Source organism: Enterobacter sp. RHBSTW-00975, from assembly GCF_013615235.1.
In the GTDB taxonomy this organism is placed as follows: domain Bacteria; phylum Pseudomonadota; class Gammaproteobacteria; order Enterobacterales; family Enterobacteriaceae; genus Enterobacter; species Enterobacter ludwigii.
On record NZ_CP055883.1, the window covers coordinates 1,699,987 to 1,716,062 of the forward strand.

Here is a 16,076-nt window from a genome sequence, read left to right on the forward strand (position 1 = left end):
TCTCGCCTTTTTTATGCGCTTCCTGTCAGGATTCCGGAGGCACCGACATATCGCGGTATTTAACCAGTATCGGGTTTTGCGCCTCTGCTTTGTTCTGCAGGTCCCACAATCCACGATCGATACCATCATTAATCAGGAAGATTACCCCGGTTTCTATGGCTGACATCAGACACATCATGACCGGTTCGTTAGAGGTATACCCGATTTCACCCTCCAGCAAACGCTGGTAATCGATGAAGCGGAAAACCCCGGCCTGCACTTCATAAGAAAGAATGGTTTTGCTGGTCGTTACCGAAGAGAGCACTTCGCCCGTGCTGACGTTGACGACACGCAGGTTTACGGCGATTTGGTCGAGCTGATATTGCGTATCAGCACCGATACCAAAGTAACGCGCGCCCACACCACCTGATTTAACGTTGCTTTCATAACCAATAATCGATCCCTCGATCATGACGTTCGCCGCGGCCAGTGATTCCAGCGGCATGCGGTTATTATTCGCGACGGTGCCATTTTCCTGAGCAGCGCGAATAATTTTCCGTTCATTTAACAGGTTCTGCAGACCCTGACGTTCCAGAGGAATAAACCAGTGCGAATCCTTCAGGGCGGTCACCAGCATGGCGGTGGCGCTCTGTGGCACTGCCGTAGAAAAGTTACTTGCCGGATAAGGTTTAAATTGTCCCGTTTCATCCTGAATGTTATAAACCGAGACAAATATTTTACCGGTCGGCGCAGGTAAATGTGTTAAATCACGATAACTTTGAGCCCGAGGCATTAATGTTGGTTTTGCAGCTTCTTTAGGTGGAGCAGTTAAACAACCGCTCAATAAGCACACTGCAACAAATATCAGGAAGCGATGCATGATCGTTGTCCTTATTTCGTTGTTGTTTAAAAGTTCGTTGAATCACTTTGTAGACCGGAAACCTGAATGGTGGAGGTTTTCCCGGTTTTTCGATCGGTAACGTTCAACTGGAGTTGTCCGTCCTTGTTGGCGATGTCGACAATGAAGTCGTTGGTCACCATTCGGCCGGGTTTGCCGGTATTAATGTTGGTCAGCAACCCTCCCAAAATCTGCGACTGGATAGCCTGCGTGAAGTTGTCCAGTGCCGATGGGGTATCGACGCTAAAATCCTTAAAGCTGGGATCCTTATAGGAGTTTTGCGCCTGGGCTTCGTTCAACAGAAACGCCCCATTATTGGGATTACCGCCAAAGTTAGGGTTACGGAACTGGAACGTCATATTTCCGGCCCAGCTTATAGGGGTTATTAGCATTATCGAAACAACTGCATATGCAATACGCATGACAGCCTCCGGATATAGGTTCGCTAGAATTCGTCTTTTGCTAAATCGCTGGTGCTTAATAGCGCTTTATCAATTTGCAGGCGATTAATAGCATCTTCTGATTGAGCCAGTGCTAAGGCTACGTTTTTATCGAGGTCTATTTTCGTGGGGAATAAAAATGTTTGATAAATAACGTCCTGATTAGCCGTTATTGTTATCCAACTTCCCCATCGTGCACTGGGCCGCTCGTTGATTGTTATATTTCCAGTAAATGTACTGTCCCATTTGTCACTGAATGCACGATAAAAATTGTGCCCGACCGAGGAGACAGTGTGGTCTGTTAACAATCCAGGAACTTCGACCTCGACGGCCCGTACGTTCCCGGCAGCGAGCATAAAACTCGCTGCGGCGATCCAACTCAACGTGCGTTTCATTTGATTAACGCCTGAGGTTATCGTTTGCCCATGAAACAGCCTGAGTTCGGTTCTTAACAGCTATCTTCTTGAAAAGATTATAAAGGTGCGTCTTTACCGTATTTTCGCTGATAAATAACGAACGGGCGATTTCAATATTTGAAGCACCAATGCGCAATTTGTTCAGGATCTCTTTCTCACGGTGCGTTAGCAGCGCTGACTCTGAACTGTTATAGCGGTAATTTCCGGAGTGCGTGATGAGGTAGCTGGCAAGTTTTTGCGAAAAATAACACTCGCCGCGCAATATACCTTGCAGACCTTCGACCAGCCGATCTTCTTCTTCCGTGATATAGAACACACCATTGATATGCGGCCAGCTTTCAATATCTCTGAAGGGATACTCATCAGGGGTATTCAATAATAACACGCGGATATTATTGTTTTTCCTGCTTAAATTATCTTGCCAGTAATGGATAAGCTTTTTATCCGCTTCCATCATATCAATCAGAATGATACTGCCAGGTGCAATATCATCAAAAGAACGTTGAATATTATGTAATTTCCCGTGCAGAGACAGCGATTGCTTTAAATGTTGTAATAAAGCGGTCGCTTGCAACGAAGGTTTTGTGATCAACAGTAACGTATGACCATGTAAACTTTGGACTTCATTATACATGATGAAACCCCACTTTTTTATGACACCTGACAGCGGTCCTCCAGATAAAAAAGAGGACCCCAGAAGTACTGACAGATGTTGCACTGCTGTGTGAAGAAAAAAACCATAACCTCCAGCAGGAGGTAAATATAAAACAAATTTCGTACATCTGATTTCAATCTAGCTATTACTAACTTTAAAGCAAGTGTTAAACGTGTAACAGGATGTAAAAATCAATATTAATTTGTGAAAATGGACTCTTTTAAATGTTGTGGAATGATAAGAAAGTTGTACATGTAAATAACCCTGCACAGATTTTAAAAATCATACAAATATTTATAATTGTTTGATTTTTATTAATATTAATTATTTATTTCTTCCCGTAAAGAGGTATGAGTCACAGAGATTTTCTAAGTCCTGGAATGAACGATGCTGCGTCTTAAGAAAACAGGTCTCGTGTCACGTGTTGTGTAAAATGTCCTCCTGGCGTTTCGTTTAGCGTCCGTTGCATGGGGGCTTTACCCCTCTCGTCCCGCTGCACAATCGATTATTAAGAAAGGCTTAATAGAAAAATAAGAACCCCGGTCTATAACGTTTTTTTGCATGGAATTACTACTTTGAGGTGACGTGATAAATAAAAATAAGCCACGCGGGTGAGATATTTAAAATGTTTCGGCAGACATACTCATCACCGTAACGACGCGTTAACAAATTACGAGTCGTTCTAACACGAAGTCACAGTAACAAGGTTATGGCGTTATCAAATAGCCAGGTCCAGGGTGACAACATGAAAAATACATCGTTATTTATGATGTTTACATTACTGGGTGCGCCTGGATTTGTAATCGCGGCTGATTCAGATTTGGCTAACGCTGAATATAACTTCACGGTTAATGAATTAAGTCGTTCATCATTAAATCAGGCAGCCATTATTGGTCAGCAGGGCATGTTAAATGATGCTCAGGTTCGCCAGGACGGGTCAAAATTATTGTCCATTGTTTCTCAGGATGGAGCAGGCAACAGAGCGAGAGTTGATCAATCAGGGACTTATAATATTGCCTGGATCGATCAGAGCGGTAGCGCGAATGATGCAGGTATTACGCAAGATGGATATGGTAATAGTGCGAAAATTATCCAAAAAGGGTCGGGTAATAGAGCAAATATTACGCAGTACGGTACGCAGAAAACCGCAGTTGTAGTGCAGAGACAGTCGCAAATGGCGATTCGCGTTATTCAGCGTTAGTTATTTAGCGGCGACTTTAATCAATCCGATGGGGGTTTACCATGAAATTTATCAAAGTGGCAGCAATTGCAGCAATCGTAGTTTCTGGTAGTGCTATGGCCGGTAGTATTAATCAAGGCGGTTGGGGTAACGGGCATGGCCACGGTGGTCATGACAGTGGTCCAAATTCAACGCTGAGCATTTACCAGTACGGTGGCGGTAACTCGGCTCTCGCTTTGCAAACCAGTGCGAGAAATTCCACACTGACCATTAATCAGAGTGGCGGCGGTAACGGTGCTGACGTTGGTCAGGGCTCTGATGACAGCTCAATTAGTCTGACTCAGAATGGTTTCGGTAACAGCGCAACGCTTGACCAGTGGAATGGTAACCACTCGGTGATGAACGTTAGCCAGTACGGTGGTGGCAACGGTGCTGCTGTTGATCAAACCGCATCCGGATCCACTGTGACTGTTCAGCAGGTTGGTTTTGGCAACCACGCGACTGCACATCAGTATTAATTTCCAGTCTGTGCTACAAAAAACAGGGCATTTGCCCTGTTTTTTTTCGGGAGTTCATCATGAATACCTTAATTCTCCTCGCGGCGCTTTCCAGTCAGATCACGTTTAAAACATCGCAACAGGGAAATATGACCACCATTATTCCGCAGGTTATTCTGACGGAACCGTGTGAATGTCAGGTGCAGATTGTCTCTTTGCGACAGGGGCAGGGGGGGCAAAGTTCTTCACGGCAACAAAACACACTTTTTATTCCCGCTAATCAGACGATTGATTTAATGCGGCTGAGTTTAAATATAGATTCCGGAGACAAGGTGAACATTACTGTCACCGTCTCTGACGGGAAATCGCTTCATTTATCACAGCAATGGTCCCCGGCGGGAAGTGCGCTCTAATGATTATGAAATCAAGACGTTGTGGATATGGCGGGCGTGCGCGGTTGAGCTATGCTGTTATCAGGAACTGTGCAGTGCTGTTCCATAACGTGATGCTTCGTTTGCCCTAGCGGAGCGCGTTTACCCCTCAAGGACGACTTTCATTGAGGAGTACATATAGTGACCAAATATTTAGCCCGACGGGTTTATGGTTTAGGTTTGATCCTCTCTGCATTTATTACTCCCGCTTTTTCAGCCACGATTGTCGACGGTGGTGTGATTCATTTTCGCGGCGCTATTGTCGCAGACCCCTGCGTGGTCACACCGCATCATGACGCGTTTGCAATGACATGTCCGGATAATAATCGGATGCAAACGCGCAGGGTCAGCTATGAAGATGTACTTAACGGTCAGGTCAACGATTCCAGCCTCGCAACTCTCAGCATGAAGTACCTTAATCCCGAAAAAACGCTCGCGGTTGTTCAAATTCAGTATCGTTAATTCTCGCTCTTCCGCTCCCCGGCGGAAGAGGTTTTTCCCCGATAGTTTTTTATCCATACCTCCTCTGCGATACACTTAAGAAAAAGGCGGGTAGCAGAGGGTACGTATGAAACCGCAAATTGAAGTCATTCATGGCGATATTACGACGATGCACGTCGACGTGATCGTTAATGCGGCCAATCCATCACTGATGGGTGGGGGCGGTGTTGACGGCGCAATCCACCGGGCTGCAGGACCGCAGCTCCTTGAGGCCTGTAAAGCTGTGCGTCAGCAGCAGGGTGAATGTCCTCCGGGTCATGCGGTGATTACCCTCGCGGGAGATCTTCCTGCCAAAGCGGTGATTCACGCAGTGGGGCCTGTATGGCATGGCGGCGATCGGCATGAGGCGAGTATTCTGGAGGAGGCGTACCGCAACTGCCTGCGCCTGGCAGCGGATAACGGCTATAAGACGATGGCTTTTCCGGCTATCAGCACTGGGGTATACGGATATCCAAAACCTGCCGCTGCCACGATCGCGGTAGAGACCGTTTACCGATACCTCTCCCTCAAGCCGATGCCTGAGAAGGTGATTTTTGTCTGTTTCGACGAAGAAACCACGCACCTTTATCAGCGGCTTCTCACGCAGCGTGGACAGGACGTAGAGAGCTAAAACAAACGCGGCGCACTGAGTGCGCCGCGTTTGTTTATGAGGCTTTAGCCTGTGGTTTTCCTGAAAAGAGGAAACGCAGGAGCGGGATCCGCAGATGGATTTCATAAAGCACGATGGCAATCCCAATCACAAAGACCAGTCCGGTAAAGAAACCCAGCGTGTTGGACGCAATATGTGGCGTGATATAAGCGCCGAAGAACAGCGTCAGCGGGTGGTGCACCAGGTAAATAAACAGTGAAGCATTGACGAAGTAGGTCACGCGGCTGGACTTAAAGTTCAGCAAGCGGTGTCCCAGCGCGAAGACCACATTCACCATCCACAGGCCCAGCAGCATGGTGATCACGCTTTCTGTTTCATACATCCAGCCATCGCCGCTGCCATAGCGCTGATTTAACAGATAGGCCGCAAACGCGATAGCGGCACCCAGGGCGCACCATGGCGACGGGGTGGTAAACAGCGATTTAAGTTTGGGATGAATAAATGCCAGCGCACCGGCTAAAAAGAAGGGGATGTAAAACAGCGACTGCATCACGACGAAATTGAACAGCCCGTCACTCAGTATCGGCGGATACACGATAAATAGCGTGCGTCTCACGGCCGCATAGGCGATACCCAGCAGCAAAAAGAGCAGAGACAGTTTACCCAGCGTAATATTGGCGAAGAAGGTATCGGCCTGGGTACTCAGGCGATGGCGCAGGCGGCTGAAAATGACCAGGCTGACCGTGGTGAGCACCACCAGGACCAGCAGGAACCACAGGTGAGACACCAGTTCCCAGACCAGGGTATTGTACTTTTCATACAGCGTCAGATTTGGCCAGTTCTCCGCCTTGCCTTTGACGTACTGCAACATAATAAACTGCGGCAATGTCAGCAGGGGAATGGCGGTCAACATCGGAATGCCCACACGTTCCACGCGCACTTTCCACCAGCGTTTTACCGGGTAGCGTAAGAACAGCATGTAGGAGAAATAGCCGGATATGACAAAAAACACCTGCATACGGAAGGCATGGATAAAGTCATTAAACAGCGTGAGCCACCATGAGGGCATCTGGCTATTCACATGCCAGGTGTGGCTGGAGTAAATCAATGAAATGTGAAAGGGGATCCCCAACAGCATCAGCCATGCCCGGATCGAGTCGAGGAAATATTCACGTTCTACAGGTGTTGAGCTCATATAACTTTGTGCATTCTCAGACTTTTCGCCTTATCCCTAAGACTCATAATGGTTACATTCGAAGCCAACCCTACACCAAGACCGACACCCTGTCTCCAGGATAAGCACGCAAAGTGAAAAGCGGGTTCTTTCATTTGCTTAATCCATGAGCCAGCGAGCTGAACAAAGCAGTGATAATGTTGTCGGATTGCCTGAGTTTCCATTAAAATGGATCGGATCGATATAAGCACACAAAGGGGGAAGTGCTTACTTATTATGAAACATAAACCACAGATGATGAAAATGCGTTGGTTGGGTGCTGCAGTGGTGTTATCTCTGTATACCTCATCGGCACTGGCCTTTAACATCGACGATGTCGCAAAACAGGCAAAATCGATGGCAGGCAAGAGCTACGAAGCGCCAAAAAGTAACTTGCCCTCCGTTTTCCGCGACATGAAGTATGCGGACTATCAGCAGATCCAGTTCAACCATGACAAAGCGTACTGGAACAACATTAAAACCCCGTTCAAGCTTGAGTTTTATCATCAGGGAATGTACTTCGACACGCCTGTTGCCATTAATGAAGTGACGGCGACCGCGGTACGTAAAATCAAGTACAGCCCGGATTACTTCAATTTTGGCAATGTTCAGCACGATAAAGATACGGTTAAAGACCTGGGCTTCGCTGGCTTCAAGGTGCTTTACCCGATCAACAGCAAAGATAAAAACGACGAAATCGTCAGCATGCTCGGTGCCAGCTACTTCCGCGTGATCGGGGCAGGGCAGGTGTACGGGCTTTCTGCGCGTGGCCTCGCCATTGATACCGCGCTGCCATCAGGTGAAGAGTTCCCGCGTTTCCGCGAGTTCTGGATTGAACGTCCAAAACCTACCGACAAACGCCTGACTATTTATGCACTGCTGGATTCCCCGCGTGCGACCGGTGCTTATCGCTTTGTGATTATGCCTGGCCGTGACACGGTCGTTGACGTGCAGTCCAAAGTTTACCTGCGCGATAAAGTCGGCAAACTGGGCGTTGCACCGCTGACCAGTATGTTCCTGTTTGGGCCGAATCAGCCGTCACCGGCGACGAACTTCCGCCCGGAACTGCACGATTCCAACGGTCTTTCTATTCATGCAGGTAATGGTGAGTGGATCTGGCGTCCGCTGAATAACCCGAAACATCTGGCTGTCAACAGTTTTGCGATGGAAAACCCGCAAGGTTTCGGCCTCCTGCAGCGTGGCCGTCAGTTCTCCCGATTTGAAGATCTGGATGACCGCTATGACCTGCGCCCAAGCGCCTGGGTCACGCCGAAAGGTGACTGGGGTAAAGGTAAGGTTGAACTGGTTGAAATTCCAACCAATGACGAAACCAACGATAATATCGTTGCTTACTGGACGCCGGATCAGCTGCCGGAAGCCGGTAAAGAGATGAACTTCAAATACACCATTACCTTTAGCCGCGACGAAGACAAACTGCATGCGCCGGATAACGCATACGTCATGCAGACTCGCCGTTCTACGGGTGATGTGAAGCAGTCTAACCTGATCCGTCAGCCTGATGGCACCGTGGCCTTTGTTGTGGACTTCGCGGGCCAGGATATGAAAAAACTGTCCCCGGATACTGCCGTTGCGGCTCAGGCCAGCATCGGTGATAACGGTGAAATCGTTGAGAACACCGTACGCTATAACCCGGTAACGAAAGGCTGGCGTCTGACGCTGCGCGTGAAAGTGAAAGATCCGAAACAGACCACTGAAATGCGTGCTGCGCTGGTCAGTAACGATCAGCCGCTGAGTGAAACCTGGAGCTATCAGCTACCTGCCAATGAATAATACATCTGAATATATTGATGCCATGCCGCTGACGGACATTGAAAAAGCGGCGCTGCCTAAAAGCGACATCCGCGCGGTGCATACCGCGCTGGATGGCGAACACCGTCCGTTTTCACGTGACGATGATACGCCGCTGGGGTCAGTAAAGGCGCGTCTGGAGCAGGCATGGCCAGACTCGCTGGCAGAAGGGCAGTTGATTAAAGACGACGAAGGACGCGATCAGCTTCAGGCAATGCCGAAAGCCACGCGTTCCTCAATGTTCCCTGATCCATGGCGCACCAACCCGGTTGGCCGCTTCTGGGATCGTCTGCGTGGGCGTGATGTTACGCCGCGCTATCTGTCGCGCCTGACGAAAAAAGAGCAGGCCTCCGAACAGAAATGGCGTACCGTGGGGACCATTCGTCGTTACATTCTGCTGTTACTGACGCTGGCGCAGACCGTGGTCGCTACCTGGTACATGAAAACCATTCTGCCTTACCAGGGCTGGGCACTTATCAACCCTGCAGACATGATGGGCCAGGATATCTGGGTCTCCTTCATGCAGCTGCTGCCGTATATCCTGCAGAGCGGCATTCTTCTGCTGTTTGCCGTTCTCTTCTGCTGGGTGTCAGCCGGTTTCTGGACCGCGCTGATGGGCTTCCTGCAGTTGCTGATGGGGCGGGACAAATACAGCATTTCAGCCTCAACGGTCGGGGATGAACCCCTTAATCCTGAGCACCGTACGGCGCTGATCATGCCTATCTGTAACGAAGACGTTGACCGCGTATTTGCGGGTCTGCGTGCGACCTGGGAGTCCGTAAAGGCAACCGGTAACGCGGCGCATTTTGACGTCTATATCCTGAGTGACAGCTACAACCCGGACATCTGCGTTGCCGAGCAAAAAGCCTGGATGGAACTGATCGCGGAAGTGCAGGGTGAAGGCCAGATCTTCTACCGCCGTCGTCGTCGTCGCGTAAAGCGTAAAAGCGGAAACATCGATGACTTCTGCCGTCGCTGGGGGAATCAGTACAGCTACATGGTCGTGCTCGATGCTGACTCCGTAATGAGCGGCGACTGCCTGAGCGGTCTGGTGCGTCTGATGGAAGCCAACCCGAACGCGGGGATTATCCAGTCTTCGCCAAAAGCGTCCGGTATGGACACGCTTTATGCGCGCTGCCAGCAGTTTGCAACCCGCGTCTACGGGCCGCTCTTTACCGCTGGTCTGCACTTCTGGCAACTGGGTGAGTCTCACTACTGGGGTCACAACGCCATTATCCGCGTGAAGCCGTTCATTGAGCACTGTGCGCTGGCTCCGCTGCCGGGTGAAGGTTCGTTTGCGGGGTCTATTCTGTCGCACGACTTCGTGGAAGCGGCGTTGATGCGTCGTGCTGGCTGGGGCGTCTGGATTGCTTACGACCTGCCGGGATCTTACGAAGAGCTGCCACCGAACCTGCTGGATGAGCTCAAGCGTGACCGCCGCTGGTGTCACGGTAACCTGATGAACTTCCGCCTGTTCCTTGTTAAAGGGATGCACCCGGTTCACCGTGCTGTGTTCCTGACTGGCGTAATGTCTTATCTCTCCGCACCGCTGTGGTTTATGTTCCTTGCGCTCTCTACTGCGCTACAGGTGGTGCATGCTCTGACGGAACCGCAATACTTCCTGCAACCGCGCCAGCTGTTCCCGGTGTGGCCGCAGTGGCGTCCGGAGCTGGCGATTGCGCTGTTTGCCTCCACCATGGTACTGCTGTTCCTGCCTAAGCTGCTCAGTATCATTCTGATCTGGTGCAAAGGCTCGAAAGAGTACGGTGGTTTCTGCCGCGTGACGCTCTCGCTTCTGCTGGAAGTGCTGTTCTCCGTGCTGCTGGCGCCGGTGCGTATGCTGTTCCATACCGTGTTTGTGGTCAGCGCGTTCCTCGGCTGGGAAGTGGTCTGGAATTCACCGCAGCGTGATGATGACTCCACGCCGTGGGGGGAAGCCTTCATGCGTCATGGCTCGCAGCTGCTGCTGGGTCTGGTATGGGCGGCAGGTATGGCCTGGCTGGATCTGCGCTTCCTGTTCTGGCTGGCACCGATTGTCTTCTCGCTGATCCTGTCACCGTTTGTGTCAGTGATTTCGAGCCGCTCAACGGTGGGGCTGCGTACCAAACGCTGGAAACTGTTCCTGATCCCGGAAGAGTATTCGCCGCCACAGGTGCTGGTGGATACCGACACGTATCTTGAGCAGAACCGCAAACGTTCGTTGGAAGATGGTTTTATGCACGCGGTGTTTAACCCGTCATTTAACGCTCTGGCGACGGCCATGGCGACAGCGCGTCACCGTGCAAGCCAGGTACTGGAGATTGCCCGCGATCGTCACGTTGAGCAGGCGCTGAACGATACGCCGGAAAAACTCAACCGCGACCGTCGTCTGGTGCTGTTGAGCGATCCGGTTACGATGGCACGCCTTCACTACCGTGTGTGGTCTGCGCCGGAAAAATACTCTTCGTGGGTCAGCCACTATAAAGAGATTAAAATTAATCCACTCGCGCTGAAGGCGAAGTAAGCCTTCTGTGCCCGGCGGCGTTACGCTACCCGGCAAATAAAAATACCGGCTGAAAAGCCGGTATTTTTTTAGAGGTCATTGATGAAAATAATCCTCGCCGTGATGATGGCGTGTTTACTCAGCGGCTGTGGCAGCATCATCAGCCGCACCATTCCAGGACAAGGCCACGGTAATCAGTACTACCCCGGGGTAAAATGGGATGTACGTGACTCAGCGTGGCGCTATCTCACCGTGCTCGATTTACCGTTTTCACTGGTATTCGATACGCTATTGCTGCCAATCGACGCTCAGCACGGCCCTTATGAATAGGGGAAATTAACGCTCATCCCACTCATCGGCTGCGGTCTGTCCTTCTTCCGTATCCAGCGGCGGCTCGAGCTGAAATTCGCCCTCATCCCACTCGTGCAGGGTGTTTTCTTCAAGCCATTCCTGCCGTAGTTCGATTTCGTCATAGTCGCCATCAAAGACGGCCTGCGCACCTTCTCCGCTCAGGACCGGCAAACATTCTCCTTCCTCGCCATCATCAGCAAAGAATTCGGCCTGCCACATAATATCCCCGTCCTGCAGAACGTATTTCTGGATATTAAGTTGTTGCACGTCAGCATTTTCTTCCTCAACGCCAGGATTATCGGCGAGGAACTCTTCACGAGCGGCATCAATAGCTTCTTCCAGTGTGGCGTACATGGTCATTGGTGTCTCCCTGTTTTCCTGAAGGTTTCAGGGAAAGAATAGCTGAATATCGGGTTCTGCAAGTATGAATGCAAAAATAAGCTGTCACGCGTTCGTCTTATTAACGACCGGTCGTAAAGCCCTCGATAAACTGAACCACGAATAAACCGCATTAAACAACACCACGCCCGCGGTGACGATAAACACGGCGCGGAAACCAAAACTGGCGGAAATCCCGGCTCCGACAAGCGGTCCGGTGACGTTGCCGATATCGCGAAATGACTGGTTATAGCTAAAAATGCGGCCGGCTATCTGGTTCGTTGAGTTGTACACCAGCAGGGTCTGAACCGCAGGCAGTAACGCGCCGTCTGCCGCTCCCAGTAAGAAACGCAGCAGGCCAAGCTGCCACGGTGCTTGTACCATCGACATCGGAATAAGGAGCAGAACGGAAATCACCAGGGCGCATATCAGGATTTTTTCCGGGCCCACGCGGTCCCCCAGTTTTCCCAGCCTCGGGGCGCTGAGCAGCGCCGCCACGCCGGGCACCGACGCGATAAGCCCGCTGATAAACGCAATATTACTGACGTCACCGGCCAGATCGCGAACGTAGAGCGTCAGAATAGGGGCAATCGACCCGGTTGCTACCTGAATAATCAGGGTCGTGACGAACAGGCTTAGCACCAGCCTGGGATTTTTAAGCGAGGTCAGCACATCCCGTGCGTGGAGCATCTCTTTTCGGGGGATCGGGGTGAAACGTTCACGGATACAAAGCAGCGTGACGATAAAGCAGAGAAAAAGGACGCTGGCAGTAATGAAAAAGACCGGACGCAGGCCGTAGTTATCCGCCAGCAGCCCGCCTGCCAGCGGTCCCAGCAATGCGCCGCTCACGCCACCGGTGGAGAGCGTACCGAGCGCCCAGCCGCTTTTGTGTCGCGGAATTTGGGTGGCGATGAGCGCATTTGCGTTAGGAATAAAGCCCCCCAGCAGGCCCAGTAACGCGCGCAAAATCAGAAATTGCCAGACGTTCTGCGCAAGGCCCATCAGCGCCATGATGATGGCCATCCCTAGTGCTGAACGCAGCAGCATGATCTTTCGTCCTTTGCGATCGGCAAGGCCACCCCAGAAGGGCGAAGCAATCGCGGAAAAGAGAAAGGTGATACTGAAGACCAGGCCGGACCACATATTGAGCGCACTGTGACCGGTGACGCCAAGTTGTTCAACGTAAAGCGGCAGGAAGGGCATCACCAGGCTAAACGCCGCACCGGTGAGAAAACAACCAAGCCACGCAACCGTGAGGTTACGCTTCCAGTTTATGGGGGCATCTGAGGGTGACATAACAATCCGCATAATGAGGTGCAGAGCACCATAGGCCTGAAGTAATAAGCCTGCTAAGTATGCGCCTGGGTTATGATCGCTGCAATGCGGAGGCGCTTTTAAAGCTAAATGAGCGTGCGGCCCTGATGGCCGCACGGAAAATTAATAGCGCGACGGCATACCCTCTGGCCGCGTTTTGAAGCGACGATGGAGCCACATATACTGCTCCGGCGCGAGCATGATGCATTTCTCAACCACTCTGTTCATCCAGCGAGCGGTCGTTTCCGCATCGTCCAGCGGCGGTGCGAGTTCCGGCTCGAGCATCATTAACTCGTAGCCTGAGCCATCCGGCTTGCGACGCGGGACAAACGGGACGATCGCGGCTTTGGACATTTTCGCCAGCATCCAGGTACCGGTGGTTGTGGCCGCCTCTTCAACGGCGAAGAACGGGACAAATACGCTGGATTGCGGGCCATAATCGTGGTCAGGGGCATACCAGATCACTTCACCTGATTTCAGCGCGCGGATCATCCCCTTCAGGTCTTTACGGTCGATCATACTTTTGTTGGAGCGCATACGACCATTGGTCTGGATTAAATCGATCACCGGGTTATCGTTGGGGCGATAAACACCAATACCGGGTGCCTGCATGCCAAACATACGCGCACCGATCTCCAGCGTCAGAAAATGCACGCCAATCAGCAGTACGCCTGTCTTATTGGCCTGAAGCGTATGCACAGGCTCCATACCTGTCCCGGTGACTTCACTCCAGCGGGCCATCCGTTTGTCTGGCCAGAACCATGCCATACCGGTTTCCATTAGCCCCATGCCAACGGATTCGAAATTCCTGGTAACCATCTCATGACGTTCCGCCTCGCTCATCTGCGGGAAGCACAGCTCAAGGTTGCGGTAGGCAATCCTGGCGCGGCGTTTCATGAATTTTTGACCAATACGGCCCACACATTTGCCCACACGGAAAATCACAGGGTAAGGGAGTTGGACCATCAGCCATAAAAAACCAATGCCAAGCCAGGTCAACCAATAGCGGGGATGCAAAAGGGCGACAGTAAATTTCGGTAACTGGGTCATGTCTTTCCTGTGTTCTAACGTCCTGTTTAGCTATTGTCTCATTTTTTGAGGCGTAGCCAAAATGTCTGTCTTCGAAACGTGTACGAATGCAGCAATTGTTAAGTCTGACTAACTAGGGTGTGTGAAATGTAGCGTAAATTGTGTGGATGTAAATTGTCATTGTTTGCTATATGATGCCGACCGATTTTTCATTCTCTCTAACGATTGCAGGACTTGTACACCATGCCAGTGTTACACAACCGCGTTTCGAATGAGATGTTAAAGGCGCGTATGTTGGCTGAAACCGAACCGCGCACGACAATCTCATTCTACAAATACTTCACCATCAACGATCCACAAGCGACCCGCGATGCGCTTTATCAGGCCTTCACGACGCTGAATGTTTTCGGGCGCGTCTATCTTGCCCGTGAAGGCATCAATGCCCAGATCAGCGTACCGGAAAGCAAAGTAAACGCCTTCCGCGACCTGCTTTACGGGTTCGATCCGGCTCTCAACGGTGTACGCCTGAACATTGCCCTGGATGATGACGGTAAATCATTCTGGGTACTGCGCATGAAAGTGCGTGAACGCATTGTCGCGGACGGTATTGACGATCCGGCGTTTAACGCCGCTGATGTCGGGGAATACCTGAAAGCGGCGGAAGTGAATGCGATGCTGGACGATCCGGATGCGGTGTTCATCGATATGCGTAACCATTATGAGTACGAAGTGGGGCATTTCGAAAACGCGATGGAAATTCCGGCTGATACCTTCCGCGAGCAACTGCCAAAAGCGGTTGAGATGATGCAGGAACATAAAGATAAAAAGATCGTGATGTACTGCACCGGTGGGATCCGCTGTGAGAAGGCCAGCGCCTGGATGAAGCACAACGGGTTTAATAAGGTCTGGCACATTGAAGGCGGCATTATTGAGTACGCCCGCCGTGCCCGTGAGCAGGGTTTACCGGTGCGTTTTATCGGTAAGAACTTTGTCTTTGACGAACGAATGGGCGAGCGTATTTCAGAGGATGTGATTGCCCACTGTCACCAGTGCGGTACGCCGTGTGATACCCATACCAACTGCAAAAATGACGGATGTCATTTGCTGTTTATTCAGTGTCCGGCCTGCGCCGAGAAATTTAACGGATGCTGCAGCGAACTGTGCAGTGAAGAGAGTATGCTGCCGGAAGAGGAACAGCGCCGTCGTCGTGCAGGACGGGAAAACGGTAACAAGATTTTTAATAAATCCCGTGGCCGTCTGAACACCAAACTGGGTATTCTCGACCCTGAATAAGGCTGATGCCCGGCAGTGTGAAAGCCTGCCGGGCGTCGTTATTAAGACTTCTGCTGAACGCCTTCAACGGAAATAATCAGTTCGACATACTGAGAAGCCGGGCCCAAATCGGTAGTAATATTAAAGTCTTTCAGGTGAATTTTACCTGCGGCTTCAAATCCGGCACGTTTACCCCCCCACGGATCGTCACCCTGGCCCATTAATTTTGCATTCAGCGTAACCGGTTTTGTCACGCCGTTGAGCGTCAGGTTGCCGGTAATATCCAGCTTATCGCCATCTTTTTTCACTTCCGTGGAGGTGAAGGTGGCCTGCGGGAATTTAGACACGTTCAGGAATTCCGCACTGCGCAAATGTTTATCGCGTTCTGCATGATTGGTGTCGACGCTGTTGGTACTAATGGTCACGTTGACTTTATCGGCGGCAGGATTTTTTTCGTCAAAGCTGAATGTGCCGTCAAAATCATTAAAGGTGCCATACAGCCAGCTATACCCGAGATGCTGAATACGGAAATTGACGAAAGCATGTTGGCCCTCTTTATCAATTTTATAGTCAGCAGCAACGGCTGAGCCGGTGGTAAATAACAGAGAACCCAGTGCGATACCCAGCAGGTGTTTTTTCATT

The 16,076-nt window shown here is 50.9% G+C and carries 18 protein-coding genes; 9 read left to right on the top strand and 9 right to left on the bottom strand.

Features of this window, described 5'->3' with window-relative positions:
• Nucleotides 1–25 precede the first annotated feature (25 nt).
• From csgG to csgD, 4 genes are read right to left on the bottom strand one after another with little or no spacing between them, the layout of a single operon-like run.
• The gene (csgG, locus tag HV340_RS08135; RefSeq protein ID WP_181216426.1) at nt 26–859 is read right to left on the bottom strand and encodes a curli production assembly/transport protein CsgG; all 834 of its coding nucleotides are present in this window, start codon (nt 857–859) and stop codon (nt 26–28) included.
• A 26-nt stretch (nt 860–885) separates the two neighbouring features.
• Nucleotides 886–1,299 carry a curli production assembly/transport protein CsgF gene (gene csgF, locus HV340_RS08140; protein WP_020884701.1) on the bottom strand — a complete coding sequence of 138 codons (414 nt, stop codon included), beginning with the start codon at nt 1,297–1,299 and terminating at the stop codon, nt 886–888.
• Nucleotides 1,300–1,322: 23 nt separating this feature from the next.
• Entirely contained in the window at nt 1,323–1,712 is a 390-nt protein-coding gene (gene csgE / locus HV340_RS08145; RefSeq protein ID WP_181216427.1) for a curli production assembly/transport protein CsgE, read from the bottom strand.
• 4 nt (nt 1,713–1,716) lie between these two features.
• Nucleotides 1,717–2,367 (bottom strand): biofilm master transcriptional regulator CsgD, encoded by a 651-nt coding sequence (csgD, locus tag HV340_RS08150; protein WP_020884699.1) that lies wholly within the window; start codon nt 2,365–2,367, stop codon nt 1,717–1,719.
• 766 nt (nt 2,368–3,133) lie between these two features.
• Between csgD and csgB the strand changes: the two genes are divergently transcribed.
• The 5 genes from csgB to ymdB all read left to right on the top strand — a co-directional run bounded on the left by csgB (nt 3,134) and on the right by ymdB (nt 5,607).
• Nucleotides 3,134–3,589 carry a curli minor subunit CsgB gene (gene csgB / locus HV340_RS08155; protein WP_020884698.1) on the top strand — a complete coding sequence of 152 codons (456 nt, stop codon included), beginning with the start codon at nt 3,134–3,136 and terminating at the stop codon, nt 3,587–3,589.
• Between the two features lie 41 nt (nt 3,590–3,630).
• Nucleotides 3,631–4,086: a curli major subunit CsgA gene (csgA, locus tag HV340_RS08160; RefSeq protein ID WP_014169524.1), complete on the top strand. Its 456-nt coding sequence runs from the start codon at nt 3,631–3,633 to the stop codon at nt 4,084–4,086.
• A 59-nt stretch (nt 4,087–4,145) separates the two neighbouring features.
• Entirely contained in the window at nt 4,146–4,478 is a 333-nt protein-coding gene (gene csgC / locus HV340_RS08165) for a curli assembly chaperone CsgC (RefSeq protein WP_014169525.1), read from the top strand.
• 159 nt (nt 4,479–4,637) lie between these two features.
• A complete protein-coding gene (locus HV340_RS08170) occupies nt 4,638–4,958 on the top strand; it encodes a hypothetical protein (protein WP_014169526.1) in 321 nt (106 codons plus the stop codon).
• Nucleotides 4,959–5,064: 106 nt separating this feature from the next.
• Nucleotides 5,065–5,607: an O-acetyl-ADP-ribose deacetylase gene (ymdB, locus tag HV340_RS08175; protein WP_014169527.1), complete on the top strand. Its 543-nt coding sequence runs from the start codon at nt 5,065–5,067 to the stop codon at nt 5,605–5,607.
• Between the two features lie 34 nt (nt 5,608–5,641).
• On the opposite strand, the gene mdoC is transcribed toward ymdB, so the two are convergent.
• On the bottom strand, nt 5,642–6,781 hold the full coding sequence (gene mdoC / locus HV340_RS08180; RefSeq protein ID WP_014169528.1) for a glucans biosynthesis protein MdoC: 1,140 nt from the start codon (nt 6,779–6,781) through the stop codon (nt 5,642–5,644).
• A gap of 255 nt (nt 6,782–7,036) precedes the next feature.
• Here mdoC and mdoG point away from each other — a divergent pair, with 255 nt between their 5' ends.
• From mdoG to HV340_RS08195, 3 genes are all read left to right on the top strand, one after another.
• On the top strand, nt 7,037–8,590 hold the full coding sequence (gene mdoG / locus HV340_RS08185; protein WP_181216428.1) for a glucans biosynthesis protein MdoG: 1,554 nt from the start codon (nt 7,037–7,039) through the stop codon (nt 8,588–8,590).
• Complete coding sequence (mdoH, locus tag HV340_RS08190; RefSeq protein WP_181216429.1) at nt 8,583–11,111, top strand: glucans biosynthesis glucosyltransferase MdoH; 2,529 nt, start codon at nt 8,583–8,585, stop codon at nt 11,109–11,111. The genes mdoG and mdoH overlap by 8 nt, the downstream gene beginning before the upstream one ends.
• 81 nt (nt 11,112–11,192) lie before the next feature.
• A complete protein-coding gene (locus HV340_RS08195; protein ID WP_020884695.1) occupies nt 11,193–11,420 on the top strand; it encodes a YceK/YidQ family lipoprotein in 228 nt (75 codons plus the stop codon).
• 6 nt (nt 11,421–11,426) lie between these two features.
• On the opposite strand, the gene HV340_RS08200 is transcribed toward HV340_RS08195, so the two are convergent.
• The 3 genes from HV340_RS08200 to HV340_RS08210 all read right to left on the bottom strand — a co-directional run bounded on the left by HV340_RS08200 (nt 11,427) and on the right by HV340_RS08210 (nt 14,183).
• On the bottom strand, nt 11,427–11,801 hold the full coding sequence (locus HV340_RS08200; protein ID WP_020884694.1) for a MysB family protein: 375 nt from the start codon (nt 11,799–11,801) through the stop codon (nt 11,427–11,429).
• A gap of 84 nt (nt 11,802–11,885) precedes the next feature.
• Nucleotides 11,886–13,115, bottom strand: a complete 1,230-nt coding sequence (gene mdtG / locus HV340_RS08205; RefSeq protein WP_181216430.1) for a multidrug efflux MFS transporter MdtG — start codon at nt 13,113–13,115, stop codon at nt 11,886–11,888.
• Nucleotides 13,116–13,256: 141 nt separating this feature from the next.
• Complete coding sequence (locus HV340_RS08210) at nt 13,257–14,183, bottom strand: Kdo(2)-lipid IV(A) acyltransferase (RefSeq protein ID WP_014169534.1); 927 nt, start codon at nt 14,181–14,183, stop codon at nt 13,257–13,259.
• A 222-nt stretch (nt 14,184–14,405) separates the two neighbouring features.
• Between HV340_RS08210 and HV340_RS08215 the strand changes: the two genes are divergently transcribed.
• Nucleotides 14,406–15,455: a rhodanese-related sulfurtransferase gene (locus HV340_RS08215; RefSeq protein ID WP_181216431.1), complete on the top strand. Its 1,050-nt coding sequence runs from the start codon at nt 14,406–14,408 to the stop codon at nt 15,453–15,455.
• A 41-nt stretch (nt 15,456–15,496) separates the two neighbouring features.
• Here the strand turns inward: HV340_RS08215 and HV340_RS08220 are convergent, their stop codons facing one another.
• Nucleotides 15,497–16,075, bottom strand: a complete 579-nt coding sequence (locus HV340_RS08220) for a YceI family protein (RefSeq protein WP_181216432.1) — start codon at nt 16,073–16,075, stop codon at nt 15,497–15,499.
• Nucleotide 16,076 lies beyond the last annotated feature (1 nt).